Source organism: Streptomyces telluris, from assembly GCF_024519335.1.
Lineage (GTDB): Bacteria > Actinomycetota > Actinomycetes > Streptomycetales > Streptomycetaceae > Streptomyces > Streptomyces telluris.
The window spans coordinates 82,319-106,417 of sequence record NZ_JANIID010000026.1 but is presented as its reverse complement, the minus strand read 5'-3'; the positions used below and the strand labels follow the sequence as shown (position 1 = coordinate 106,417).

Here is a 24,099-nt window from a genome sequence, read left to right as displayed (position 1 = left end):
TCAGGCGCTCCCGGCGGACGAGGCGGCGCCGCGGCGGCGCACGACCACGAAGACGGCGGTGCCGGCGGCGAGGGTCGCGCCGACGCCGATCACTCCGGCGAGCCCGCCGGAGATGCGCTCGTCGGCGACGTCCTTGACCTGGTAGTCGGCGAGGGGCGAATCCTTGGCGGCGTGCTCCTCGGCCTTGCTGTCGATGCCCTTGTCGTGCGCGACCTTCTCCAGCCCGTCGGGGCTGGTGGACGCGTAGTAGCTGACGCCTCCGGCACAGACGAGCGCGACGGCGACACCGGCGACCCACAGACGCCGCGCGGACCGGGGCGCGGGGTGCGCCTGCGGCCCCGCCGGCTCCGCATCGGCCGCGCCCACCGAATCCGCCGCAACGGCGCCCGGCCCGTCACTGCCTGACCGGCGGTGCCCGCCCTCCGCAAGCCCGTCCGGCACCGCCGGGCCGCGCCGCTCGGGCTGATCGCCGTCGCGGCGGGGAGAAGTCGCCGGCGCCGTGCGCAGTTCCAGGGGACGGAAAACGTCCCGCGCCGCGTGCACCAGGTCCGGGCGGACCGCTGCCACCGCGCTGACCGTCAACGCCGTGATCGCGGCCTCGCCCAGGCCGATGAGGGTGTGGACGCCGACCATCGCGGTGAAGACCTTGCCGGTCGGCACGTCCGTCGTGCCGCCGACCGCGTAGATCAGGGTGAACGCCGCGGCCGCGGCCGGGACGGAGACGAGGGCGGCGGCGAAGGAGGCCGCGGTCAGGCTCGTGCGCCCCCGTGGCAGCAGCTTCACCAGGGCACGGAACACCGCGTACGCCACGACGGTCGTGACCACGCCCATGACGCTGACGTTGACGCCGAGCGCGGTCAGCCCGCCGTCGGCGAAGAGGACGCCCTGCATGAGCAGGACGACGGATATGCAGAGCACGCCCGTGTACGGCCCGACGAGGATCGCGGCGAGCGCGCCGCCGAGCAGGTGCCCGCTCGTGCCCGCCGCCACGGGGAAGTTCAGCATCTGGACGGCGAAGACGAACGCGGCGACGAGCCCCGCGAGCGGCGCGGCCTTGTCGTCGAGTTCGCGCCGGGCGCCGCGCAGGCTCACGGCGACGGCGCCGGCGGCGACCACGGCCGTGGCGGCCGAGACGGGCGCGTCGATGAATCCGTCGGGTACGTGCATGACGTCGCTCCTTCACACCACCATGGCTGGAACCGCTCGATGATAGGGGCGTACTGCAAACCTCTCGCAAGAGCTTGTGCAGTGCTTCTGCGCGCCCCTCGCTCACCCGCGCGCCGCCCCGGGCGGCACCCCGGGCAGCACCCCGGGCGGCGGCAACGGCGGCGGCCCCGGTGGCGGCCCCGGCCCCCTGCCCGAATGCTGGGCAGTATGACCACGGCCCCCGCGCCCCCGGCGGACGTCCCCGCGGCCCCGCCGCCGCTCAGCCGCCGCCGCACGAACCTGGTCTTCGTCACGATCGTGCTGGGCATGCTGCTCGCGGCCCTCGACCAGACGATCGTCTCCACGGCGCTGCCGACGATCGTCGCGGACCTGGGCGGCGGCGGGCACATGGCGTGGGTGGTCACGGCGTACCTGCTCGCCGAGACCGTCTCGACCGTCCTGGTCGGCAAGTTCGGCGACCTCTTCGGCCGGAAGGTCGTCTTCCAGCTCAGTGCCGTCGTCTTCACCGCCGGATCGGTCTTCGCTGGCGTCGCCGACTCCATGATGATGCTGATCGCCGCGCGCGCCCTGCAGGGCCTCGGCGGCGGCGGTCTCATGGTCACGGCCATGGCGCTGATCGCGGACGTCATCCCGCTGCGCGAGCGCGGCAAGTACCAGGGCGCGCTGGGCGCGGTCTTCGGCGTGACGACGGTCGTCGGCCCGACCCTGGGCGGCGTGTTCACCGACCACGCGACCTGGCGCTGGTGCTTCTACGTGAACGTGCCCGTCGCGATCGTGATGGTCGTCATGGCGGCCCGCACGATCCCGGTGGTCCGCTCGGCGGTGCGCCCGGTCATCGACTACCTGGGCATCGCCCTGGTGGCCGCCGGCGCCTCCGCGCTGGTCCTCGGCCTGGAGTGGGGCGGCAACACGTACGCGTGGAGCTCGGCGGTCATCATCGGGCTGTTCGCGGGCGCGATCGTCCTCCTGACGGGCTTCGTCCTGGTGGAGCTGCGGGCGAAGGAACCGATGCTCCCCATGCACCTGTTCAGCAATCCCGTCTTCACCGTCTGCTCCCTCCTCAGCTTCATCGTCGGCTTCGCGATGCTGGGCGCGCTGACGTACCTGCCGACGTACCTGCAGTACGTGGACGGGGTGTCGGCCACCATGTCGGGCGTGCGGGCCCTGCCGATGGTGGCCGGGCTGCTGGGCGCGTCCATGCTCTCGGGCATCGTCGTCAGCCGCACCGGCCGCTACCGGATGTTCCCCGTCGCGGGCATGGCGGTGATGGCGCTGGGGCTGTACCTGATGTCGACGATGGGGGCGTCGACGGGGGCGTGGCTGGAGTCGCTGTACATGTTCGTGCTGGGCGTGGGCATCGGGCTGGCGATGCAGGTGCTGACGATCGCCGTGCAGAACACCGTCCCGTACCACGAGCTGGGGACGGCCACCTCGGGCGTCACGTTCTTCCGCACGCTCGGCAGCGCCTTCGGCACGGCCATCTTCGGCACGCTCTACAGCAGCCGGCTGGAGCCCAATCTGGTGGAGGCGCTGGCCCGCTCGCCCGGCGTGCCGCCGTCCGCCGTGATCAGCCCGCAGGGGCTGGCCGCGCTGCCGGCGGAGCTGGCGCGGCCGGTCGTCGACGCGTACGCGGAGACCGTGAACTACGTCTTCCTGTGGGTGGTACCGGTGGCGCTGGCGGGCTTCGTCGCCGCCTGGTTCCTCAAGGAGGTGCCGCTGCGCGACAGCGCGCGGGCCGGCGCGTCCGACATGGGCGAGGGCTTCGCGGCCCCGGACTCCGCTGAGGCGGAGCGGCAGTTGGAGCGGGCGGTGGCGAGCGTCATGCGCAAGGCGAAGGGGCCGGTCAGCCGCCAGGTCCTGGCGGAGTCGGGCAGCCCGCTCGGCCCCGCCGAGGCGTGGACGCTGGGCCAGATCCACTGGCGCCTGCGCGTGCGCGGCGAGGCGGCGCTGTCGTCGGTGGCGGCCGCGCACCGCATGCCGCCGGAGGTGCTGAAGCCGGCCTTCGCCCGCACGGCGGAAGCCGGGTACGCGCGCGTGGAGGGCGACAGGCTCTCGCTGACGCCCGCGGGCGAGGCGGAGATCGAACGGCTGGGCACGACGTGGCGCGCGTGGCTGGCCGCGCGCCTGGACGACTGGGACGCCGGCGGGCCCGAGGACCGCGCCCGCCTCGACCGGGCCCTGGACGCGGTGGCGGAGCGGCTGCTGGAGGAGGCGGAGGCCGCGGACGAGGAGGGGCTGGAGCGGATCGCCGTGTAGGCCGCGGGGTGCGCGGACGCACGGGCGGACGCACGGGCGGACGCACGGGGCGGCGACCGCGAAGAACGAGCGGTTCCCTCCCCTCGCGGGTGAATTAGTCAGAATATACGCACATTTGACCCGCATTTGGTCAATTCCTCATGATGGCCACATCGGCATCCGCAGCACAGCACCGCACACAGCACTGCACAGCCTGAGGAGATGCGTCATGCGCCGGTACAGACGCCTGGGAATCGCCTTCGCCATCGCCGCCGCCGTCGTCCCGGCGGCCCTCCCCGGGACCGCCGCCCGGGCCACGCCCCCGCCGCCCGCTCCGCAGCCGGCGCAGCAACACGCCGGACAGCACCGTGTCCCGCGGAACTTCGACGAGATCGACTGCGAAGGTCCCGCGGAGGACCGGATCAGCTCCGACGATCTCAACAACTCCGGCTCCGACCACTCGGACCTCCCCCGCCGCGCCGCCGCCCCCTGGGCGCCCGCGAAGTGGCCCAAGAACATCCCCGACCTGGACGACGCGAAGCGCGAGCTCGGCGAGCTGAAGGTCCGCGCGTTCGACAGCAAGGGCTTCGAGCGGAAGAAGTTCGGCGGCAGCAGCTGCTGGGTCCTGCACGGCCCCGACAAGTGCTCCACGCGCGAGCTCGCCCTCAAGGCCCAGTCGGACATCGCCGTCACCACACAGGGCCGCTGCAAGGTCGTCTCGGGCAGGTGGCACAGCGCGTACGACAACACGACGCTGGTCAATCCCCTGCGGGTCGACATCGACCACATCGTGCCGCTCAGGGTCGCCTGGGGATCCGGCGGCAGGAACTGGCCCGACTACAAGCGCCGGGCCTTCGCCAACGACCTCAGCGCCTCCCCGCAGCTCATCGCCGTCTCCACCTGGAGCAACCGCGAGAAGGGCGACAAGGGCCCCGACAAGTGGCTGCCCAAGGGGTACGAGTGCCTCTACAGCCGGGCCTGGATCGGGGTCAAGGACTACTACGGCCTCTCCGTCACCCAGGCGGAGAAGCGCAAGCTCCGGCAGGTGCTGGCCGGCTGCAAGAAGTGACCCGGGGCCCGGGCGGCGCTACAGCGCCGCCCGGCTCCCCGTGGTCACCGGGGCCGTCGCCGTCGCCGCGCGCTCGGCGGCCTTCGCGACCTGGGCCGCCGTCAGGACGTAGCCCGTCTCCGCGTCCGCCGTGGAGCGGGCGAAGACCACGCCGTAGACCCGGCCGGAGGGCGTCAGCAGCGGGCCGCCGGAGTTGCCCGGGCGGATCGTGGAACGGACCGAGTAGACCGTGCGCGTGGTGACGCCGTCGCCGTAGATGTCCTGGCCCTTGGCGCGGAGCTCGTTGGCGACCGTGGCCGCGCGGATGTCGAGGCCGCCGTTCTGCGGGAAGCCCGCGACGACCGCCGCGTCGCCGCGCTTCGCGGACTTGTCGAACGGCAGCACCGGCGCCCTCAGGCCCGGCACGTCCAGGACGGCGACGTCCGTCCTCGGGTCGAAGAGGACGACCTTCGCCCGGTACGCCTTGCCGACGCCGCCGACCCGCACGGTGGGGTTGTCCACCCCGGCCACGACGTGGGCGTTCGTCATCACGTGCTGCGCGGCGTAGACGAAGCCGCTGCCCTCCTGGCCGCGGCGGCCCTCGCCCGTGTCCGCGACGCCCTCGACCTTGACCACGCTCTCCCTGGACGCCTTCGTCGCGGCGGGGGTGACGGCGTCGCCCGAGGGCTTCGGCACGCTCGTGGCCGGCTCGTTCTCGAAGGGGTTGAAGACCTGCGGGAAGCCCGCGCCGTTCAGGGCGTCCGTGGTGCGGCTGAACCAGGTCGGCGCCTGCTCCGGCATCGCCTTCTGGACGGCGCCCAGCAGCGTCGACTCCCTGATCTGCCGGGTCAGCAGCGGCGAGTTCGCCGAGACGAACACGCTCGCCACGACCCAGCCGACCAGCAGCACGGCCAGGGAGTTCACGGCGGCGCCGCCGACGCCGTCGATGCCGCGGACCGGGGCCCACGTCAGGCGGCGGCGCAGGCCGTAGGCGAGGCGGGCGGCCAGGGCGTGGCCGATCGCGGCCGGGACGAGGACGACCAGGACCGCGACGACCGCGGCGGTGGCGGTCCCCGCTTCGAAGGGCTCCAGGGCGAACGGCAGCGCCCACACGCCGATGACGGCTCCGCCGAGGAAGCCGGCGAGCAGCACGACACTGGCCACGAGGCCGCGGCGGAAGCCGGAGACGGCGTAGCCGAGGACGACGAGCAACAGCAGCAGATCGAGCAGGTTCAACGCGGAGCCCTTTCCTTCGCGCGCGCCCCCGAACGCGCCCACGGGTTCGTTGGCCCGTGGACTGGGGAAAACGCGGGTCCGGCGGGTGGCGGTTCCCAATCCGGGCGAATTCATGGCGTACGCCACGTTGCGTTGCGGGGCGCGCGCGGACGGAGCGGGTGCGCTCGGCACCGCCGGGCTCGTCGACGGTGGCCGCTCGCCGCCGCGGCGGGTGAAAGGCCCCGGCCCCCAGGGGCCCTCCCCGCCGCGGGCGGGCGACGGGGCTCCGCCCCGGGCCCGGGAACCCTCCGGGGGGGCCGGGGGCTCTCCCCCGGGAAACGGTGAAAGGGCGGGACCGGGGCTCCCCTCCCGCCGCCGCGGCGCTCAGCCGAAACGGCGCAGCCCGGCGGTGCCGGATCCCACATCCGTGGGGAAGGCACCGCCGGGCTGCCGCTTGCCGCGGCGCCCAGCCGAAACCGCCGCGGCCCGGCCGCGCCTCCCCCACCTGTGCGAGGGTCGGCGCCGCCGGGCCGCGGGCGTGAAAGGGGAGGTCAGGCCTTGACCAGTTCGCGGTCCTCGTCCGCCTCCGGCGACTTCGGGGCCGCCGGCGTCGCGAGCCGCTTCTGAAGGCCCTCGCCCTCGACGTCCACATTCGGGAGGATCTTCGCGAGCCACCCCGGGAGCCACCAGGCCGACTTCCCGAGCAGGGCCAGCACCGCCGGCACGATCGCCATGCGGACCACGAACGCGTCGAAGAAGACCGCGATGGCCAGGCCGAAGCCGATCATCTTGATCATCTGCTCGGACGAGCCGATGAAGCCGGCGAAGACGCTGATCATGATGACGGCCGCGGCCGTCACCACGCGCGCCCCGTGCTTGAAGCCGGTCACGACGGCCTGCCCGGGCCGCTCGCCGTGGACGAACGCCTCGCGCATCCGCGTCACGAGGAAGACCTCGTAGTCCATGGCGAGGCCGAAGACGACGCCCACCATGAAGATCGGCATCATCGACATGATCGGGCCGGTCTCCTCGACCCCGAAGAGCGAGCCGAGCCAGCCCCACTGGAAGACCGCCACGACGGCGCCCAGCGCGGCGATCACCGACAGCAGGAAGCCGAGCGCGGCCTTCAGCGGCACGAGCACCGAGCGGAAGACGACCATCAGGAGCAGGAAGGCCAGGCCGACGACCAGCGCCAGGTAGGGCAGCAGGGCGTCGTTGAGCTTCTGCGAGACGTCGATGTTCATGGCCGTGGCGCCGGTGACGAGCACCTCGGCGCCGGTGTCGGCCTTGAGGGAGTCGCCCTTGCCGCGGATCGCGTGGACGAGTTCCTCGGTGTCCTTGCTGGTCGGCTTGGACTTGGGCACGACGGTGAGGATGGCCGTGTCACCGGCCGGGTTGAAGGCGGCCGGGGTCACCGTCGCGACGTTGTCCAGGCCCTTGAGGGTGTCGCCGACCTTCTGCGCGGCACCCTTGCGGTCCTTGGCGTCCGCCACGTCCGTGATGACCATGAGCGGGCCGTTGAAGCCCGGGCCGAAGCCCTCCGACAGCAGGTCGTACGCCTTGCGCTGCGTGCTGCTCTTGGAGGCCGCCCCGTCGTCCGGGAGGCCCAGCTCCAGCGAGGCCGCGGGCACGGCGATGGCGCCCAGGCCCAGCACGCCGGCCACGAGCACGAGCACCGGCTTGCGCAGGACGAAGCGGGCCCAGCGGGTGCCCATGTTCGGCTTCTCGTCGCCTGCGGCGGCGTCCGGACCGGCCTTGCGGACCTTGCGGGCGAGCACCTGCTTGCCGGCGAAGCCGAGCATCGCGGGGATGAGCGAGAGCGCGATCAGCACCGCGATGGTGACCGTGCCCGCCGCGGCCATGCCCATCTTCGTCAGCATGGGGATGTTGACGACCATGAGGCCCGCGAGAGCGATGACGACCGTCAGGCCCGCGAAGACGACCGCGGATCCGGCCGTGCCGACGGCCCGGCCCGCGGCCTCCTCGCGCTCACGGCCTTCGGCCAGCTCCGCGCGGTAGCGGGAGACGATGAACAGCGCGTAGTCGATGCCGACCGCGAGGCCGATCATCATGGCGAGCGTGGAGGTGTTGCTGGAGAGGTCCAGCAGCGGGGCGAGGGCCGCGATGGAGGAGACGCCGATGCCCACGCCGATGATGGCCGTCAGGAGCGGCAGCCCGGCGGCGACCAGCGAGCCGAAGGTGATCAGCAGGACGACCGCGGAGACGGCGATGCCGATGGCCTCGGAGCCGCCCTCGGGCATCTGCTGCAGGACGCTGCCGCCAACCTCGACGGTCAGCCCGGCGTCGCGGCCGTGCTGCTGGGCGTCCTTGAGGTTGGTGCGCGAGTCCTCGGTCAGCTCGTCGGCCTTGACCTTGTACGCGGCGGAGGCGTAGCCGGTGGTGCCGGCCTGGTTGACCGTCTGGCCGGTGAACGGGTCGGCGGCCTGGGCGACCTGCGGGCTGCGCTTGAGCTCGCCGATGACCTTCTCGACGGCCGCCTTGTTCTTGGCGTCGGTGAGCTTCTGGCCCTCGGGGGCCTTGAAGACGATGCGGGCGGAGGCGTTCTGCTCGTTGTTGCCCGGGAAGCGCTTCTCCAGCAGGTCGAAGGCGCGCTGCGCCTCGGTGCCGGGTATGGAGAAGTCGTTGTTGGTGGACTTGGACGCCGTGGCGGCGCCGAAACCGGCGAGGACCAGCAGCGCCACCCATATCAGGGCGAAGTACCAGCGCCGCCGGAAGGCGGTCCGGCCGAGTCTGTAGAGGAACGTGGCCACGAGAAGTGGTGCTCCCGTCGATTCAGTGGATGAACAAGGGCATGGGGAACCAGCCCGACGACGAGAGCGGCGCGTCAGGTGGGCGGTGGGGGGAGGTGGGGAAGTGGGGGGTCAGCGGCCGAGAGCGGGGAGGACCACGGCGTCGATGTAGCGGACCAGGTACGCGGCGTCCGCGGGCCGGTCCTCGAACAGCGGGCGGCTGAGGAACGCGCCGAGCATCATGTGGGCGACGAATTCGAGCGCGGGGTTGTCCGCGGCCACCTCGCCCCGCTCGACCGCGCGCTGCAGCATCGCCCGGAGACCCCTGGTCTCCGGCTCGATCAGCAGCTCGCGCAGTGCCCGGTGCAGATCGGGGTTCGCGTGGATCGCGTGCCCCAGGCCGCGCATAAGGGCGGCGTCCTGCTCCATCTGCTCATCGTCGGCCTCGCACACCATCGCTTGGAGATCACCGCGCAGCGTGCCGGTGTCGATCTCTTCCAGCTTGATCGGCTTCTTGTGGCGCAGTGCCCCGGCGACCAGCTCCGGCTTGCCCTTCCACTGGCGGTAGAGGGTGGCCTTGCTGGCGTGCGTGCGGGTGGCGACGGCATCCATGGTCAGGGCGTCGTAGCCGACCTCGCGGAGGATCGCGAGGACCGCCTCGTAGAGCTCGGCCTCGCGCTCGGGCGTGAGCCGGGTGCGGCGCGCCGCCGGCTTGGGTGATTCCGTGGACACGTCCGCCTCCTCCGCACGGGAACACATCACGTACGAAACGGTTTCGTACACCACGAGCGTACGCGGGGGCGCAGCGAAACGACGCCGTTTCGATGGTGTTCTCCGTCACGGCGGGTGTCCCCCGTCGCGGCCGGTCACGACGCCGCCGGTCACGGCGCGGACCCGGCCGACCGAGTTGCCGCGCCTCCCGGGGGCCGAAACGATGGTGGAGTGAGTGATTCTTACCTGAGATTTCCTCATCTCCACGGCGGCCTCCTCTGCTTCACCGCGGAGGACGACCTGTGGCTGGCCCCCCTGGAGCCCGCGGCCGGATCCCCGGCCCCGTCCGGCCGGGCCTGGCGGCTGACCGTCGACCGCACCCGCGTCGGCCACCCCCGTTTCTCCCCCGACGGCCGCCACATCGCCTATACGAACTGGCGCAGCCTCGACCCCGAGATCCATCTGGCCCCCGTCGACGGCGGCCCCGCCCGCCGGCTCACCTACTGGGGCAGCACGGACACCCGCGTCTGCGGCTGGGCCCCCTCGGACCGCAACGGCGGCTACGACGTCCTCGCCGTCTCCTCGCACGGCCAGCCCTTCTCGTACTTCTCGTGGGCCTACCGGGTGCCGACCGACGGCAGCCCGGGCCTGCGGCTGCCCTGGGGCCCGGTCTCCGACATCGCGATCGGCGAAGTGGAGGGCGAGCACCGCACGCTGCTGCTGACCGGCAAGCCCCCGCACGAGCCCGCAGCCTGGAAGCGCTACCGCGGCGGGGCCATGGGCCGGATGTGGCTGCACGGCACCCGGCTGGTGCCGGACATCGGCGGCCACCTCGACTCGGTGATGTTCGCCGGCGGGCGCATCGTCTTCCTCTCCGACCACGAGGGCGTCGGCAACCTCTACTCCTGCCTGCCCGACGGCTCGCAGCTGCGCCGCCACACCGACCACGACGACTTCTACGCCCGGCACGCCTCGACCGACGGCGAGCGCGTGGTCTACCAGTGCGCGGGCGAGCTGTGGCTGGTGGACGATCTCGGCCCGGACGGCAGGCCGCGCCGCCTGGAGGTGACGCTGGGCGGGCCGCGGGCAGGGCGCCGTCCGTACCAGGTGCAGGCCGCCTCCAACGTCGACGGCGTCACCGTGGACACGACGGGCCGGGCGAGCGCCGTCCAGGTGCGCGGCAGCCTCTACTGGCTCACCCACCGCGACGGCCCCGCCCGCACCATCGCCGACACCCCGGGCGTCCGGGTGCGGCTGCCGGAGATGCTGGGCGCCTCCGGGCGGGTGGCCTATGTGACGGACGCGGAGGGCGAGGACGCGATCGAGATCGCCCAGCTGCCGCGCGCCGCCGGGCCCGCCGAGCCCCGCCGCCTGGGCGCGGGCCGGATCGGGCGGGTGCACGAGACGCTGGCCTCCCCCGACGGCGAGCGGCTGGCGCTGGCCACGCACGACGGCAGGCTGCTGCTCGTGAACACCTCGGCCGAGGAGACGGGAGCGGGCGAGGACACGGATGCGAGTGCGGATGCGGGTGCGGATGCGGGTGCGGACACCGGTGCCGGCGAGGGCACCGGTACCGGCGAGGGCGAGGTCAGCGAGCTGATCCGCTCGGACAACGGGCCCGTGCGCGACCTCGCCTTCTCCCCCGACTCGGAGTGGCTGGCCTGGTCCCACCCCGGCATCGGCCGCTCCCTGCGCCAGATCAAGATCGCGCGGCTCAAGGACCGGACGGTCGTGGACGTCACCAACGGCCGCTTCGAGGACGAGCAGCCGGTCTTCACCCGCGACGGCCGCTACCTCGCCTTCCTGTCGTGGCGCGGCTTCGACCCGGTCTACGACGTGCACACCGGCGACCTGTCCTTCCCGCTGGGCTGCCGCCCCTACCTCGTACCGCTGTCCTCGGCGACGCCCTCGCCGTTCGCGCTGTCGGCCGAGGGCCGGCCCGCGGGCGGCGGGCTCGACCAGGAGGACACCGGGCCCGGCGGGCCGACGCTGGTGGAGGTGGAGGGGCTGGAGAGCCGGGTGACGCCGTTCCCGGTGGCCGCCTCGAAGTACTCGGCGCTGCGCCCGGTCAGCGGCGGCGGCCTGGTGTGGCTGCGCTGGCCGATCTCCGGCGCGCTCGGCGAGACCTTCGCCAACCCCGCGGACACCTCCGGCCGCCCCACCCTCGAGCACTTCGACCTGACCAAGGCCAAGCGCAGCGAACTCACCAGCTCCCTGGACTGGTTCGCGGTCAGCGGCGACGGCAGCCGGCTGGTCGTCCACGACGAGGGTGACCTGCGGGCCGTCCCCGCCACGGACACCCCCGACCCCGAGTCGACGGTCTTCATCGACATGCGGCGCATCCTGCACGACGTGGACCCCGGCGCCGAGTGGCGGCAGGCGTACGAGGAGGCGGGCCGGATCGTCCGCGCGTACTTCTGGGAGCCGGGGATGTGCGGCATCGACTGGGACGCGGTGCTCGGCCAGTACCGGCCCCTGGTCGACCGGGTCGCCACCCCCGACGACTTCGCCGACCTGCTGCGCGAGGTCCTCGGCGAGCTGGGCACCTCGCACGCCTACGTCGTCCCGGCCCGCCGCAACGAGGGCCCGCCGCACTACCAGCGCGCCATCGGCCTGCTCGGCGCGAACCTCACGCGGCAGAAGGACGGCACCTGGACGGTCCGGCGGATCCTGCCCGGCGACTCCTCCGACTCCAAGGCCCGCTCCCCGCTGGCCGGTTCGGGCATCCGCGAGGGCGCGGCGCTCACGCACGTCGACGGCCGCCCGGTCGACCCGGTCGCCGGCCCGTACCCGCTGCTCGCCGCCGCCGGCGGCACGACCGTCGAGCTGACCTTCCGGACGGCCGGGAGCGAGGGTCACGCGCGCCGCGTCGCCGTCGTCCCGCTGGTCGACGAGCGCCCGCTGCGCTACCAGGACTGGGTGGCCAAGCGCCGCGCCGTCGTCCGCGAGCTGAGCGACGGCAAGTGCGGCTACCTGCACATCCCCGACATGGGCGGCTCGGGCTGGGCGCAGTTCAACCGCGACCTGCGGATGGAGATGTCGCGCCCGGCCCTGATCGTGGACGTCCGCGGCAACGCGGGCGGCAACATCAGCGAGCTCGTCGTGGAGAAGCTCACCCGCACCATCATCGGCTGGGACCTCACGCGCGACGCCCAGCCCGTGTCGTACGCGAGCAACGCCCCGCGCGGCCCGGTCGTCGCCATCGCCGACGAGATGACCTCCTCCGACGGCGACATGATCACCGCGGCGTTCAAGCTGCAGGGCATCGGCCCGGTGGTGGGCCTGCGCACCTGGGGCGGGGTCGTCGGGATGACCGGCCGGCACCGGCTCGGGGACGGCACCTCGATCACGGTGCCGATGAACGCGGCGTGGTTCGACGAGTACGGCTGGACGGTGGAGAACCGCGGCGTCGACCCCGACGTCGAGATCGACCGCACCCCGCTCGACTGGGCCGAGGGCCGGCACCGGCAGCTGGACGACGCGGTGCAGATCGCGCTCGACCTGCTGGAGCGGCACGGCGCGACACAGCCGCCGGACTATTCGGGGGTGCCGGACCTGCGCCGGCCGAAGCTGCCGCCGCGGAGCTGAGCGTTGCCGAGCCGGGCGGGCATGGCGTAAGGGGCGCATCTCCAGGAGATGCGCCCCTTACGCGGATCCGCCGTCAGATCTCGAAGTTCTCGTCGAACGTGTCGCGGCGGTCCCACTCCTCCTGCTCCTTGCGGATCAGTTCCTGGCGGGCCTTCTCGCTGGCGTTCTCCTTGGGCTCCCCGGCCTTCTTGCCGCCGGCCCGGCCGGCGCGGTCGGCCTGTTCCTTCTGCTGTTCGGCCTTGCTCTTGGCCCTGTCTCCCTTGGCCATGAGGTTCAGCTCCCTCAGGTGCGGTCGTCGAGCTCGTCACGCAGGTCGTCGAAGGACCGCTGGCGGTTCTCCTCCTCGCGGCGCTCCTTGAGCCGGTCCTGCGCCTCCTGGCCCTTCCGCTGCGCCTTCTGCTTGGCCTGCTCCGCCTTCTGCTTGGCCTGCTGGGCCTTGCCCTGCATCTCGTCCTTGATGCCCATGGCTGCACTCACTCCTCGGCGAGGGGAATTCGGGGCGTTTTACCCCGAAACAGCCTGACATGCACCATGTTAGCCCGCATATCGTATGACTACGCTGCGCTACGCCCCCGTGCGCTCCTTCTCGTCCGCCACCCCTCCCGCGCCCACCAGCCCCGCGCCCATCCCGGCGCCCTCGGCCGCTTCCGGACCCAGCCGCCGCATCTCGCGCTGCGCACCGAGCGCCAGCACCCCGGGCAGCCAGCCGCGCGAGCCCTGCATCAGCCGCAGCCACGCCTGCCCGTACACGTGCGCCGAGCGCCGCTCGATGCCGTCGACCAGGCGGTCGGCGGTCGGGCCGAGCGGGTAGGTGCGGTTGGCGGGCCACGGCAGACGCTGCCGCATCTCCCGCATCGCCGGGTACTCGTCGGCGCCGCGCACCATGTCCGTGTCGGTCCAGCTCAGGTAGGCGACGCCGACCCGCACGCCCTTGTGGGCGACCTCGCCGCGCAGGCAGTGCGCGTACGCCTCGACGCCGGCCTTCGACGCGCAGTAGGCGCTCATCATCGGCGCCGGGGCCATCGCCGCGAGCGAGGCCACCTGCAGCAGATAGCCGCGGCTCTCGGCCAGCACGGGCAGGAAGGCGCGGCCGGTGACGGCGCTGCCGACCAGGTTGACCTCGACGACGCGGCGCCAGCTCGCGAAGTCGGAGCCGGTGAAGGGGCCGCCCGCGGCGACGCCGGCGTTGGCGACGACGACGTCGACCTTGCCGAAGCGGGCCTTGACCTCGCGGGCCACCTGCTCCACGGCCTCGTGGTCGGTGACGTCGGCGTGCCAGTGGGCGGCGTCCTCGTGCAGCGAGGCGGCCACGCGCCGCAGCCGGTCCGGCTCCAGGCCCACCAGGGCGACGCACGCGCCGCGCGCGGACAGCTTGCGGGCCAGCTGCTCCCCCAGGCCGCGGGCGGCCCCGGTGACGACGGCGACCTGTCCCTCCAGGCTCACGCGGCTCATCGGGCGGCCTCCGCGGCCGTCGCGGGCACGGCCCTGCGCGGGGCGCGCGGCGGCCGCAGCACCTGGTACTCGGCGAGGTTCACCTGGCGCGTGACCCTGCGGAACTCGGCGGTGGTGCCGGGCCAGACGGTGGTGTTGCGGCCGCCCGCGTCCAGGTACCAGCTCCGGCAGCCGGTGTTCCAGACCGTGCGCTCCATCCGGCGCTGGATGTGCCGGTTCCAGGCGTTCACCGCGGAGGGGCGGGCGTCGAGCGCCGCCTTGCCGCCGAGGGTGTCCAGTTGCCGCATGAAGTCGGCCAGGTAGTTCAGCTGGGATTCGATGATGAGGATCATCGAGCTGTTCCCCAGCGCGGTGTTGGGCCCGATGACGGTGAGGAAGTTGGGGAAGCCGGCGGCGCTGGTGCCGCGCAGGGCCGCCATGCCGCCCTTCCACGCCTCGGCGAGCGTCCGTCCGCCGGTGCCGGTGACCCGCTGGGCGATCGGCATGTCGGTGACCCGGAAGCCCGTCCCGAAGACGATGGCGTCGGCCTCGGCCTCCGTGCCGTCGGCGGCCACGAGCGTCGGTCCCCGCACCTCGGCCAGCTCCGAGGCCACCAGGTCCACGTTGGGCCGGGCGAGCGCCGGGTAGTAGTCGCTGGAGAGCAGGATGCGCTTGCAGCCCATGCGGTAGTCGGGGGTGAGGCGGGCGCGCAGGACCGGGTCCTTGATCGCCTTGCGCATGTGGGACAGGGCCAGCTTCTCGACCACCCGCATCCGTTCCGGGTGCCGGGTGAAGTTGCTGACCTGGAGCTCCCGGATGCCCCAGAGGACGCCGCGGCGCAGCGCGGCCGTCGCGGGCAGCCGGGTGTGCAGCCAGCGCTCGGCGGCGGAGACGGGCCGGTCGAAGCGGGGCAGCACCCACGGCGGGGTGCGCTGGAAGAGGGTCAGGCGGCCCGCCTCGGGCTGGATGCCCGGCACGATCTGGATCGCGGAGGCGCCGGTGCCGATCACCGCGACGCGCTTGCCGCGCAGGTCGTAGTCGTGGTCCCAGCGGGCGGAGTGGAAGACCCGGCCGGGGAAGGAGTCCAGGCCGGGCACCTCCGGCACCCGCGGGTCGGCGAGGGGGCCGGCCGCGGAGACGACGACGTCGGCGGTGTAGTCGGCGGCCGAGGTGGTGACCTCCCAGTGCAGCCGCTCCTCGTCCCAGCGCAGCTGCTGCACCTCGGAGTTGAAGCGCAGGTGCGGCCGCAGCCCGAAGGTGTCGGTGACGTGCTCCATGTACGCGCGGATGTGGGGCTGGCCCGAGAAGCTGCGCGGCCAGGCGGGGTTGGGGGCGAAGGAGAAGGAGTAGAGGTGCGAGGGCACGTCGCAGGCGCAGCCGGGATAGGTGTTGTCCCGCCAGGTGCCGCCCACGGAGTCCGCCCGCTCCAGGACCACGAAGTCGGTGATCCCCTCGCGCCGCAGCCGGACGGCCGCCCCCAGCCCGCCGAAGCCGGACCCGATCACCGCCACCCGTACGTGCTGACGCTCGTGCTCGGCCATGCCGCCGCCTCCCGGATCCGACACAACTGCGCCAGCAATCACTGGCACGATGGGGAGCGTAGGGCAGCGCCCCGGCGGAGCGATAGGGGTACAGGGAAAGGAAGTTACCGTCGGTCGCACGTAGGCTTCGCGCGTGGCGAGCGACCGAGGAACCGTGGTGAGGGACCGACAGACGAGGACCGGGGACCCCATGGGCGGCGAACGCGAGTACCGCGTGACGGAGCTGGCCGAGGAGGCCGGCATCACCGTCCGCACCCTGCGCTTCTACCGCGAGCGCAAGCTGCTCCCGCCGCCGCGCCGCGAGGGCCGCATCGCCTGGTACGGCCACCACCACCTGGCCCGGCTGCGCACGATCGGCGCGCTCCTGGAGCGCGGGCACACCCTCGGCGGGATCGCCGAGCTGCTGAGCGCCTTCGAGTGCGGGCGGGACGTGGGCGAGGTGCTGGGGCTGGCGGGGGCGGGGGCGGCCGTCACCGTCCCGTGGGCGCAGGAGGCGGCCGTCCGCCTCACCCCGGAGGAGCTGGCCGACCGCTTCGCCGGCGAGGTCACCCCGCAGAACCTGACCGCCTCGCTCGACCTCGGCTACCTGGGCGTCGACGGCGAGGAGATCGTCCACGTCAGCCGGCGCCTCCTCGACGCCTCGACCGACCTGGTGCGGCACGGCATCCCGCTGGCCGCGGTGCTCGCCGCGGGCCGCGAGGTGCGGGCCCACGCGGACGCCCTGGCCGAGACCTTCACCGGCCTCCTGCGCGACCACGTACTGGCCGGCCTGCCGCCGGACGGGGACGGCGACGCCGCCGAGACCCTGGGCCGGCTGCGCGCCCTCGCCAGGACGGTGGTGGACGCGGAGCTGGCCATGGCCGTCGACCGGCGCGTGCGCACCGAGCTGGAAACCCGGCTCGGTGCGCACGGCGCCGCCGGCGAACCGGGACCCGCCAGACCCGGCTGACGGCGGCGAGGACGCACGGGCGCGCCATGCCGCGACCACACCCGCACGCCGGCCGGTCGGGCCAACAGTGCTCGTGCAGAAGAGAATTGAAGCAGCCCGGCCCGCCCCGGAGGGCGGGAAGCCAAGGTCTGCCCGGGCAAACGGCGTGATTGCGCCGAAAGCGCGAAGGGCCCGTGCCCCCGGGGCTCAGGCGAAGACGCCGGTCACCGGCGCGTGGTCCGACCAGCGCAGGTCGTGCGAGGCCGCCCGCTCCACCGTCGCCTTCAGCGCCCGCTCCGCCAGCCCCGGCGTCGCGACCAGGTAGTCGATGCGCCAGCCCGAGTCGTTGTCGAAGGCGCGGCCGCGGTAGGACCACCACGAGTACGGGCCCTCGACGCCCGGGTGGAGGGCGCGGACCACGTCCGTGTACTCCTCGAAGACCTTGGTCAGCCACTCCCGCTCCTCGGGCAGGAAGCCCGCGCTCTTGCGGTTGGCCTTCCAGTTCTTCAGGTCGGCCTCGGTGTGGGCGATGTTCCAGTCGCCGCAGACCAGGACCTCGCGGCCGTCCGCCGCCGCGCGGGCCTTCAGGGCCACCAGGTACGGCAGGAACTCCGCCATGAAGCGTTCCTTCTCGTCCTGCCGCTCCGTGCCGACCTCGCCCGAGGGCAGGTAGAGGCTCGCGACCGTCACGCCCGGGAAGTCGGCCTCCACGTAGCGCCCGCTGCCGTCGAACTCGGCCGAGCCGAAGCCGGTGCGCACGGCGTCCGGCTCGCGCCGCGAGTACAGGGAGACGCCGGCCCGGCCCTTGGCCGCCGCCGGGGCGTGCACCGTGAACCAGCCCTCGGGCTCGCGGACCTCGTCGGGCAGCTGGTGCGGCTCCGCGCGGACCTCCTGCAGGCAGACCACGTCCGCCCCGGTCCGCGCCAGCCACTCCACGAAGCCCTTCTTGGAGGCCGCGCGCAGCCCATTCACATTTACGCTCGTAACGGTCAGCATTCCGGCACGATACCGACTTCCGTACGATGCCTTGAATGCAGATCTTGCCGGTCGCATACGACCATCCCGACGCGGTGAAGCTCCAGGACCGGGTGCAACTGGAGTACGTGGAACGGTACGGGGACGGCGATCTCACCCCGCTGGAGCCGGCCCAGTTCGCCCCGCCGCGTGGCCTATATCTCATCGCCTACGAACCCGGCGGCACGCCCGTGGCCACCGGCGGCTGGCGCGCGCAGGAGGCGGGCGAGGAGGGCTACGCGGACGGTGACGCCGAGCTGAAGCGGATGTACGTGGTGCCGGAGGCGCGCGGGCGCGGCCTGGCGCGGCGGATCCTCGCGGAGCTGGAGGACAGCGCCCGGCAGGCGGGCCGCACGCGCATGGTCCTGGAGACCGGAAACCAGCAGCCCGAGGCGATATCCCTGTACATGTCGTGCGGTTACGCGCCGGTGCCGGCGGCGGAGAAGTTCGGCCTGTACCGGTCCTACGACAGCAGCCGCTGCTTCACGAAGCCGCTGGTTCCGCCGATCCCCGCACCCCGCTGACCCCCGGCCGCCGCCCCGGTCCTCCCCCGCCTCACTTCTGCGCGATGGCCGCCTCCACCTCGTGGCGGATGTCCTCCGTCCGGTAGCGCGTGGCCTCCCCGTAGTGGGCGAGGACCTCGTCGGCCTCCTCCGGCCCGTCCTCGGCGATCTCGGCGACCAGGACCGTGCTGCCCGGCGGGACCTCCGCCGCCAGCATCTCCAGGGCGGCGTTCGCGCCCGTCGCCTCGCGCGCGTCGCGCACGCCGCCGATGAGGCCTCCCGCACCGAAGCCGATCATGACGCCGAGCGGGCCGCCGAGGATGCCCAGCAGGCCGCCGATCAGGCCGCCGACGGCGAAGGCGCGGGCCGTGCCGGAGTTGTCGACGGCGTCGGGGAAGTCCAGGGTGCCGTCGTCCGCGCGGGCGATCACCGCGCCCTCGCGGAGGGTGAAGCGGCCGGCGGTGTGCCCCGCGCGGAGGTCGTCCAGCGCCCGGTGGCCCTTCTCGGGCGAGGAGACGTTCAAGAAGAGGACGTTGTCTTCCTTCATGGCTTCCACTGTTGGGGCAGTCGGCCCGCCCCGCACCTCAGGACGGCCGCCGCCCCGGGAAGCCCGGCCCGGAGAACCCGGCCTCAGGACGGCTCGCCGGCCGGCCGGGCCCCGTTCCGCACCGACGCGGTCAGGTCCAGCGTCGCCTGCGCGCCCCCGCCGCCCGGGTTGGCGAAGGCCAGGCCCGCGCCCAGCACCCGCGCCTGCCCCGCCGCGATCGTCAGCCCCAGGCCCAGGCCGGAGCCCGAACCCGTGCGGAAGCGCTGCGGGCCGCGGGCCAGCAGGTCGGCCGGGAATCCGGGGCCGCTGTCGCGCACCCGCACGGTGCCGCCGTCGACCTCCACGGTCACCGGGCCGCCGCCGTGCCGGAAGGCGTTGGTGACGAGGTTGGCCAGGATCCGCTCGACGCGGCGGGCGTCGGTCTCGACCAGGCAGTCGCGCACGACCCGCACCTCCGCCGTCTCCTTGCCGTCCGCCACGGCCGAGCGGACCGCGCGCCGCGTCAGCTCGCCCAGCGCCCGGACCTCGGTGTCGGCGCGCTCGGCCGAGCCGTCCAGGCGGGCGACCTCCAGCACGTCCTCCATCAGCGCCCGCACCCGCTCCGCCCGCTCCCGCACCATCTCGGCGGGCCGGCCGGGCGGCAGCACCGCGGCCGCGGCGACCAGGCCCGCGACGGGGGTGCGCAGTTCGTGGGCGATGTTCGAGGTGACCTCGCGCTCGGCCTGCAGGCGGGCGTCCAGCGCGTCGGCCATCGTGTTGACGGCGACGATCAGGCGGGCGATCTCGTCCTGCCCGCCGCGCGGCTTGAGGCGGGCGCTGAAGTCCCCGTCGGCGATGCGCTCGGCCGTCCGGGCGGAGGCGTTGAGGCGGCGGCCGGCGACGGTCGCGAGGCCCACGCCGACGACGCCCGCGAAGGCGGTGCCCAGGCCGCCCGCCCACCACAGGGCCTCGTCGAGCCTGCGGAGGTTCTGGGTCTGCCGGGCGTAGGGGTGCTTGACGACGATGGTGTCGCGGCCGAGGCGGCCGGCGGCCCACAGCACCGGTGCGGAGCCGCTGCGGTCCAGGTAGGTGGCGCGCCCGCCCCCTTCCACGGCCTTCCGCAGCGGCCCGGGTATGTGGTCGGGGTTGACGAGCGTCCGCGGCCGGTGGACGCCCGCGGCGTGGTCCTCCACGGCCGTGACGAGCCGGCCCTCGATGGCCTCGCGTGCGGTCTCCAGCTGGTTGCGGGCGGTGCGGTGGTGCACGACGAGCCCCATGATGACGGCGACCAGGGCTGCGGTGGCGGTGATGGCCACGCCGATCTTCGTGCGCAGTCCCATGGCTTCTGGCTCCTCGGCGGCGGGTCGGACCGGCGGGTGGCGGGGCCCGGGCGGGGTGGGCCTATCAGGTCGGGGCGTTCCGATGGGGCCATTCGTGCCAAATGTAACCGGCGTGGCTGGTTTGCCGACCGCGTCCTTGCCGTGCGGCGGTCATCTGCTCGTAGGATCACCGCGCCTCAGTGGTCCGGTCCAGTCGCTGCAGTCGCTGCAGCGTCACGCTCGTCGCGATGGAGGTCACTCATGCATATTGCCCGTCGCAGGCTTCTCGGCGCCCTCGCGGGAGCGGCGGCCGTGGGCGCGGTGCCCGGCGTGGCCGCCGCGGCCGTGCCCGGGGGCACGGGAGGCGCGGACGGCACGGAGGGCGCCGAGGGGGCGGACGGCGCGGAAGGCGCCGCGGGCCCCGGCACGGAGTCCGCCGCCGACTTCGAGGACGTGACCTCCGCGGGGGACGGGAGCGCCTCCACGGGGATCCCCGGCGCCGACACCGAGCAGGACGACGGGGCCGCGCCCGCCGCCGCGGGCGCCCCCGGGGCCGCCGCGGCCGCGCTCGCCCGGCTGCTGCCCCGCCACCACCGCCAGGTCACCTTCCGCACGGTGCCGCGCAAGGGCGGCGCGGACGCCTTCCGGGTGTCCGGGCGGGCGGGCGCGATCGTGGTGTCGGGCACGACGCCCGCGGTGCAGCTCACCGGCTTCCACTGGTACCTCAGACACGTCGCCCACGCCCACTTCTCCTGGAACGGGGCGCAGACCGCCCTCCCCGACCGCCTCCCCGGCGTCCGTACCCCCCTCGTCCGGGCGGCGAACGTCCCCCACCGCTTCGTGCTCAACGACACGAACGACGGCTACACCGGGCCCTACAACGGGTGGGACTACTGGCAGCGCGAAATCGATGTGCTGGCGCTGCACGGCTTCAACGAAGTCCTCGTCTACGCGGGCGCGGACGCGGTCTACCACCGCACGTTCCGCGCGCACGGCTACGGCGACGCCGAGCTGCGCGCCTGGCTGCCGGGCCCGGCCCACCAGCCGTGGTGGCTGCTGCAGAACATGGAGTCCTACGGCGGCCCCCTGTCCACCGGGCTCCTGGAGCGCCGCACCGCCCTCGCGAAGAAGATCGTGGCCAGGCTGCGCGAGCTGGGCATGACGCCGGTGTTCCCCGGCTACTACGGCACCGTGCCGCCCGGCTTCGCCAAGCGCAACCCCGGCGCCCGCACCGTCCCGCAGGGCACCTGGGGCGGCTTCCGCCGGCCCGACTGGCTCGACCCGCGCACCGCGCACTTCCGCCGCGTCGCGGAGACCTTCTACCGCGTCCAGAAGGAGCTCTACGGCGCCACGTCCATGTACAAGATGGACCTGCTGCACGAGGGCGGGAAGCCCGGCGACGTGCCCGTCGCCGACGCCGCCCGCGCCGTCGAGAAGGCCCTGCGCGCCGCCCACCCGCGCGCCGTCTGGGCCATCCTCGGCTGGCAGGAGAACCCGCGGCGCGAGATCGTCGACGCCGCCGACCGCAAACGCATGCTCATCCTGGACGGGGTCTCCGACCACTACCCCAAGGTCACCGACCGCGAGGACGACTGGGGCGGCACCCCGTACGCCTTCGGCTCCATCTGGAACTTCGGCGGGCACACCGCCATGGGCGCCAACACCCGCGACTGGGCCGCCCTCTTCGAGGACTGGCGCACCAAGCGGGGCAGCGCGCTCAAGGGCATCGCCCTGATGCCCGAGGCCGCCGACAACAACCCCGCGGCCCTCGCCCTCTTCAGCGACCTGGCCTGGACGGACGGCCGGGTCGACCTGGAGGACTGGTTCGCGCGGTGGCCCCGCTACCGCTACGGCGGCACCGACCGGCACGCCGCCCGCGCCTGGGACGTCCTGCGCCGCACCGCCTACGGCACGACCCGCGAGGACGGCTGGAGCGAGGCCGCCGACGGCCTCTTCGGCGCCCGCCCCGACCTGGCCGTCACCCACGCCGCCGCCTGGTCGCCCCGGCAACTGCGCTACGACCCGGACGCCTTCGAGGAGGCCCTCTCCGAACTCCTGGCGGTGGCCCCGGCCCTGCGCCGCAGCTCCGCCTACCGCTACGACCTATTGGACGTGACCCGCCAGTCGATCTCCAACCGCAGCCGCACCCTCCTCCCCCGCATCAAGGAGGCCTTCGAGGAGGGCGACCGGTCCCGGCTCCGGGATCTGACGCGCCGGTGGCTCGACTGGATGGCCCTCCTGGAGGAGACCGTCGCCACCGACGAGCACCACCTGCTCAGCCGCTGGACGACGGCCGCCCGCGCCTGGGGCTCCTCGCCGGCCGAACGCGACCGCCTCGAACACGACGCCCTGACCCTGCTGACCACCTGGGGCCCGCGCCCCTCGGCCGACGGGGGCAAGCTGCACGACTACGCCAACCGCGAGTGGTCGGGCCTGGTGGGCGGCCTCTACCGCAAGCGCTGGACGGCGTACTTCAAGGAACTGGACGCGTCCCTGTCGACCCGCCGCAGGCCGAGGCCGATCGACTGGTACGCCCTGGAGGAGGACTGGATCCGCCACCGCCCCGCCGTGCGGACGAAGCCGGCGGGGGACGTGGTGAAGGTGGCGCGGAGGGTGGCGCGGCGGCTCTGAGCGCGCCCGGCCCGGCCGAGCGCCGTCCGACCATACGTCAGAGCCCCCGCCGGATTTCTCCGACGGGGGCTCTGATGTGTTGTGGACCTGAGGGGATTCGAACCCCTGACCCCCTCGATGCGAACGAGGTGCGCTACCGGACTGCGCCACAGGCCCTTGCAACGAGTGAAACTCTAGCACCCCCATCCGGGTGCTCGGAAATCCGCTCGCCGCTGGTCAGCGGCGGGGCCCCCGTGGAGGTGGCGCGGTGGCGCGGGTCACTCGTTGGCGGCGCGGGGGCGGTCGTCGTCGGCGTACTGGTCGAAGAGGGGGGTGCGGCCCCCTTCGCGGCGGCGGCGCGGGCGGGAGCCGCGGCGCTCCTCCGCGGCGTCGCGCACCCGGTCCGCCGCCGGGTCGGCGGTGCTGGAGCGCGCGGAGCTCCAGGTGTCCGGGGCGCCCAGGTCGACGCGGTCGCCGGCACGCGGGGCGACCGGCGCGGTGACGTACGTCGGCAGGGGGACGGGGACCGGGTCCCAGCCCTCGGCCGCGCCGCGGTCGCGCTGCTGGTCGACCCACTCGGCGTGGTCGGTCTGCTCCACGAGGGCGCGGCGGCCCGCGGCGGGCGAGGGCTCGGCCGGGCGATCGGCTCCGGCGGCGGCCTGCAACGGGTGGGCGACGGTGTCAACGGGGTCGCCGGCGTCGTGGGCGTCCGCCGCCTGGCGAGGGCGGACGCGGCCCTCGCGCAGGCGCTGGGCGGCCAGTTCGGCGCGGCGCTGGTCCATGGTGAAGGCGAAGCGGCGCCGCTCCTGGATGCGCAGGTACACGATGTACGCGCTGAGGAGCACCGCCGGGACGGCCGGCACCCACAGGAAGGCCAGCCCGCCGACGCCCGCGACGATCGCGCCCACGGTGAAGGTCAGGAAGAGGAGGACCGTGGTGCGGCGACGGCGCGCGAGGACCTTCGTGCGCCGGGCGCGGGCGGCCGCGGCCGTCGGGGTCGCGGCCGCCGCGGCGCGCTCCCCCGCGGCTCCCGGGGACACCGCGGAGCCCTGGGATCCGCCGGGCGGGCCCGCGGAACCCGGCGCTTCCGCCGGGGCCCCGCCCCCCGCTCCGGGCATGCCGAAGGGCCGGACGTCGACCATTTCGGTCGGCGCTTCCGGCTCGGGCGCACGGGCCGCCGGCTCCCCGGGCTCGCTTGAGACCGGCGCGTCGTCGGCTGCGCGCACTTCCAGGTCCTTGGCGTAACGGCGCTCCATCCCCGCCCGGCCCGACAGAAGCCGGATGGCGGTGCTGAAGCGTTCCGTCGGACGGGCTTCATTGAGCTCGTCCTGCCTACGGAGCCACATCGGCACCAAGTAGGCGGCCCAGGCCCCGACGATGACTGCGTAGATGAGGCCGCTGCTGCTCACACTTCACACCGTAGAGGGGTACGCGCAGGGGATTCCGCCAATTGGCCCGGTGTGTCGCACGATCCGGCTGATATCTCGAACTTTTTTTGTGATTGTTGAGACCG

At 73.7% G+C, this 24,099-nt stretch carries 18 protein-coding genes and 1 tRNA gene; 6 read left to right on the top strand and 13 right to left on the bottom strand.

All coding sequences use genetic code 11. From position 1 onward, the window contains the following. Window positions 1-1,167, bottom strand: coding sequence for an energy-coupling factor ABC transporter permease (locus tag NQU55_RS25185; protein WP_168096292.1), 1,167 nt, complete (start codon window positions 1,165-1,167; stop codon window positions 1-3). A gap of 207 nt (window positions 1,168-1,374) precedes the next feature. Between NQU55_RS25185 and NQU55_RS25180 the strand changes: the two genes are divergently transcribed. Both NQU55_RS25180 and NQU55_RS25175 read left to right on the top strand, forming a co-directional pair. Further along, complete coding sequence (locus NQU55_RS25180) at window positions 1,375-3,423, top strand: MDR family MFS transporter (protein ID WP_206330094.1); 2,049 nt, start codon at window positions 1,375-1,377, stop codon at window positions 3,421-3,423. Between the two features lie 208 nt (window positions 3,424-3,631). After that, window positions 3,632-4,471: an HNH endonuclease family protein gene (locus NQU55_RS25175; protein WP_256791180.1), complete on the top strand. Its 840-nt coding sequence runs from the start codon at window positions 3,632-3,634 to the stop codon at window positions 4,469-4,471. 18 nt (window positions 4,472-4,489) lie between these two features. Here NQU55_RS25175 and NQU55_RS25170 read toward each other — a convergent pair whose 3' ends face one another. The 3 genes from NQU55_RS25170 to NQU55_RS25160 form a co-directional block, all read right to left on the bottom strand. After that, the gene (locus tag NQU55_RS25170) at window positions 4,490-5,686 is read right to left on the bottom strand and encodes a MarP family serine protease (RefSeq protein WP_168096672.1); all 1,197 of its coding nucleotides are present in this window, start codon (window positions 5,684-5,686) and stop codon (window positions 4,490-4,492) included. Between the two features lie 530 nt (window positions 5,687-6,216). After that, window positions 6,217-8,436, bottom strand: coding sequence for an MMPL family transporter (locus NQU55_RS25165; protein ID WP_256791179.1), 2,220 nt, complete (start codon window positions 8,434-8,436; stop codon window positions 6,217-6,219). A 111-nt stretch (window positions 8,437-8,547) separates the two neighbouring features. Continuing rightward, window positions 8,548-9,147: a TetR/AcrR family transcriptional regulator gene (locus tag NQU55_RS25160; RefSeq protein WP_372504804.1), complete on the bottom strand. Its 600-nt coding sequence runs from the start codon at window positions 9,145-9,147 to the stop codon at window positions 8,548-8,550. 210 nt (window positions 9,148-9,357) lie between these two features. Between NQU55_RS25160 and NQU55_RS25155 the strand changes: the two genes are divergently transcribed. After that, on the top strand, window positions 9,358-12,714 hold the full coding sequence (locus NQU55_RS25155) for a S41 family peptidase (RefSeq protein WP_256791178.1): 3,357 nt from the start codon (window positions 9,358-9,360) through the stop codon (window positions 12,712-12,714). A gap of 73 nt (window positions 12,715-12,787) precedes the next feature. Here NQU55_RS25155 and NQU55_RS25150 read toward each other — a convergent pair whose 3' ends face one another. The 4 genes from NQU55_RS25150 to NQU55_RS25135 form a co-directional block, all read right to left on the bottom strand. Then, window positions 12,788-12,982 (bottom strand): hypothetical protein, encoded by a 195-nt coding sequence (locus tag NQU55_RS25150; protein ID WP_168096006.1) that lies wholly within the window; start codon window positions 12,980-12,982, stop codon window positions 12,788-12,790. A gap of 14 nt (window positions 12,983-12,996) precedes the next feature. After that, window positions 12,997-13,179 (bottom strand): hypothetical protein, encoded by a 183-nt coding sequence (locus NQU55_RS25145; RefSeq protein WP_168096005.1) that lies wholly within the window; start codon window positions 13,177-13,179, stop codon window positions 12,997-12,999. A 99-nt stretch (window positions 13,180-13,278) separates the two neighbouring features. Continuing rightward, complete coding sequence (locus NQU55_RS25140) at window positions 13,279-14,166, bottom strand: SDR family oxidoreductase (protein WP_168096004.1); 888 nt, start codon at window positions 14,164-14,166, stop codon at window positions 13,279-13,281. Continuing rightward, entirely contained in the window at window positions 14,163-15,686 is a 1,524-nt protein-coding gene (locus NQU55_RS25135; protein WP_168096003.1) for a flavin-containing monooxygenase, read from the bottom strand. The genes NQU55_RS25140 and NQU55_RS25135 overlap by 4 nt, the downstream gene beginning before the upstream one ends. Before the next feature lie 190 nt (window positions 15,687-15,876). Here NQU55_RS25135 and NQU55_RS25130 point away from each other — a divergent pair, with 190 nt between their 5' ends. After that, complete coding sequence (locus tag NQU55_RS25130; RefSeq protein ID WP_168096007.1) at window positions 15,877-16,635, top strand: MerR family transcriptional regulator; 759 nt, start codon at window positions 15,877-15,879, stop codon at window positions 16,633-16,635. Between the two features lie 186 nt (window positions 16,636-16,821). On the opposite strand, the gene NQU55_RS25125 is transcribed toward NQU55_RS25130, so the two are convergent. Further along, entirely contained in the window at window positions 16,822-17,610 is a 789-nt protein-coding gene (locus tag NQU55_RS25125; RefSeq protein ID WP_256791177.1) for an exodeoxyribonuclease III, read from the bottom strand. Window positions 17,611-17,645: 35 nt separating this feature from the next. On the opposite strand from NQU55_RS25125, the gene NQU55_RS25120 reads away from it, so the two are divergent. Then, window positions 17,646-18,152: a GNAT family N-acetyltransferase gene (locus NQU55_RS25120; protein WP_168094467.1), complete on the top strand. Its 507-nt coding sequence runs from the start codon at window positions 17,646-17,648 to the stop codon at window positions 18,150-18,152. Between the two features lie 31 nt (window positions 18,153-18,183). Here the strand turns inward: NQU55_RS25120 and NQU55_RS25115 are convergent, their stop codons facing one another. Further along, window positions 18,184-18,678: a DUF1269 domain-containing protein gene (locus NQU55_RS25115; protein WP_168094466.1), complete on the bottom strand. Its 495-nt coding sequence runs from the start codon at window positions 18,676-18,678 to the stop codon at window positions 18,184-18,186. A gap of 83 nt (window positions 18,679-18,761) precedes the next feature. Next, window positions 18,762-19,997, bottom strand: a complete 1,236-nt coding sequence (locus NQU55_RS25110) for a sensor histidine kinase (protein ID WP_168094465.1) — start codon at window positions 19,995-19,997, stop codon at window positions 18,762-18,764. A gap of 240 nt (window positions 19,998-20,237) precedes the next feature. On the opposite strand from NQU55_RS25110, the gene NQU55_RS25105 reads away from it, so the two are divergent. Continuing rightward, window positions 20,238-22,607 carry an alpha-N-acetylglucosaminidase gene (locus NQU55_RS25105; protein ID WP_168094464.1) on the top strand — a complete coding sequence of 790 codons (2,370 nt, stop codon included), beginning with the start codon at window positions 20,238-20,240 and terminating at the stop codon, window positions 22,605-22,607. 82 nt (window positions 22,608-22,689) lie between these two features. Here NQU55_RS25105 and NQU55_RS25100 read toward each other — a convergent pair. After that, a tRNA-Ala gene (locus tag NQU55_RS25100) sits at window positions 22,690-22,763 on the bottom strand. Window positions 22,764-22,864: 101 nt separating this feature from the next. Then, entirely contained in the window at window positions 22,865-23,995 is a 1,131-nt protein-coding gene (sepX, locus tag NQU55_RS25095; RefSeq protein ID WP_168094463.1) for a divisome protein SepX/GlpR, read from the bottom strand. Between the last annotated feature and the right edge of the window lie 104 nt (window positions 23,996-24,099).

Excerpts from the sequence above, each read along its gene's own strand:
- NQU55_RS25185 (WP_168096292.1), bottom strand. The coding sequence starts at position 1,167 with ATGCACGTACCCGACGGATTCATCGACGCGCCCGTCTCGGCCGCCACG.
- NQU55_RS25180 (WP_206330094.1), top strand. The coding sequence starts at position 1,375 with ATGACCACGGCCCCCGCGCCCCCGGCGGACGTCCCCGCGGCCCCGCCG.
- NQU55_RS25175 (WP_256791180.1), top strand. The coding sequence starts at position 3,632 with ATGCGCCGGTACAGACGCCTGGGAATCGCCTTCGCCATCGCCGCCGCC.
- NQU55_RS25150 (WP_168096006.1), bottom strand. The coding sequence starts at position 12,982 with ATGGCCAAGGGAGACAGGGCCAAGAGCAAGGCCGAACAGCAGAAGGAA.
- NQU55_RS25145 (WP_168096005.1), bottom strand. The coding sequence starts at position 13,179 with ATGGGCATCAAGGACGAGATGCAGGGCAAGGCCCAGCAGGCCAAGCAG.
- NQU55_RS25140 (WP_168096004.1), bottom strand. The coding sequence starts at position 14,166 with ATGAGCCGCGTGAGCCTGGAGGGACAGGTCGCCGTCGTCACCGGGGCC.
- NQU55_RS25135 (WP_168096003.1), bottom strand. The coding sequence starts at position 15,686 with ATGGCCGAGCACGAGCGTCAGCACGTACGGGTGGCGGTGATCGGGTCC.
- NQU55_RS25130 (WP_168096007.1), top strand. The coding sequence starts at position 15,877 with ATGGGCGGCGAACGCGAGTACCGCGTGACGGAGCTGGCCGAGGAGGCC.
- NQU55_RS25125 (WP_256791177.1), bottom strand. The coding sequence starts at position 17,610 with ATGCTGACCGTTACGAGCGTAAATGTGAATGGGCTGCGCGCGGCCTCC.
- NQU55_RS25120 (WP_168094467.1), top strand. The coding sequence starts at position 17,646 with ATGCAGATCTTGCCGGTCGCATACGACCATCCCGACGCGGTGAAGCTC.
- NQU55_RS25115 (WP_168094466.1), bottom strand. The coding sequence starts at position 18,678 with ATGAAGGAAGACAACGTCCTCTTCTTGAACGTCTCCTCGCCCGAGAAG.
- NQU55_RS25110 (WP_168094465.1), bottom strand. The coding sequence starts at position 19,997 with ATGGGACTGCGCACGAAGATCGGCGTGGCCATCACCGCCACCGCAGCC.
- NQU55_RS25105 (WP_168094464.1), top strand. The coding sequence starts at position 20,238 with ATGCATATTGCCCGTCGCAGGCTTCTCGGCGCCCTCGCGGGAGCGGCG.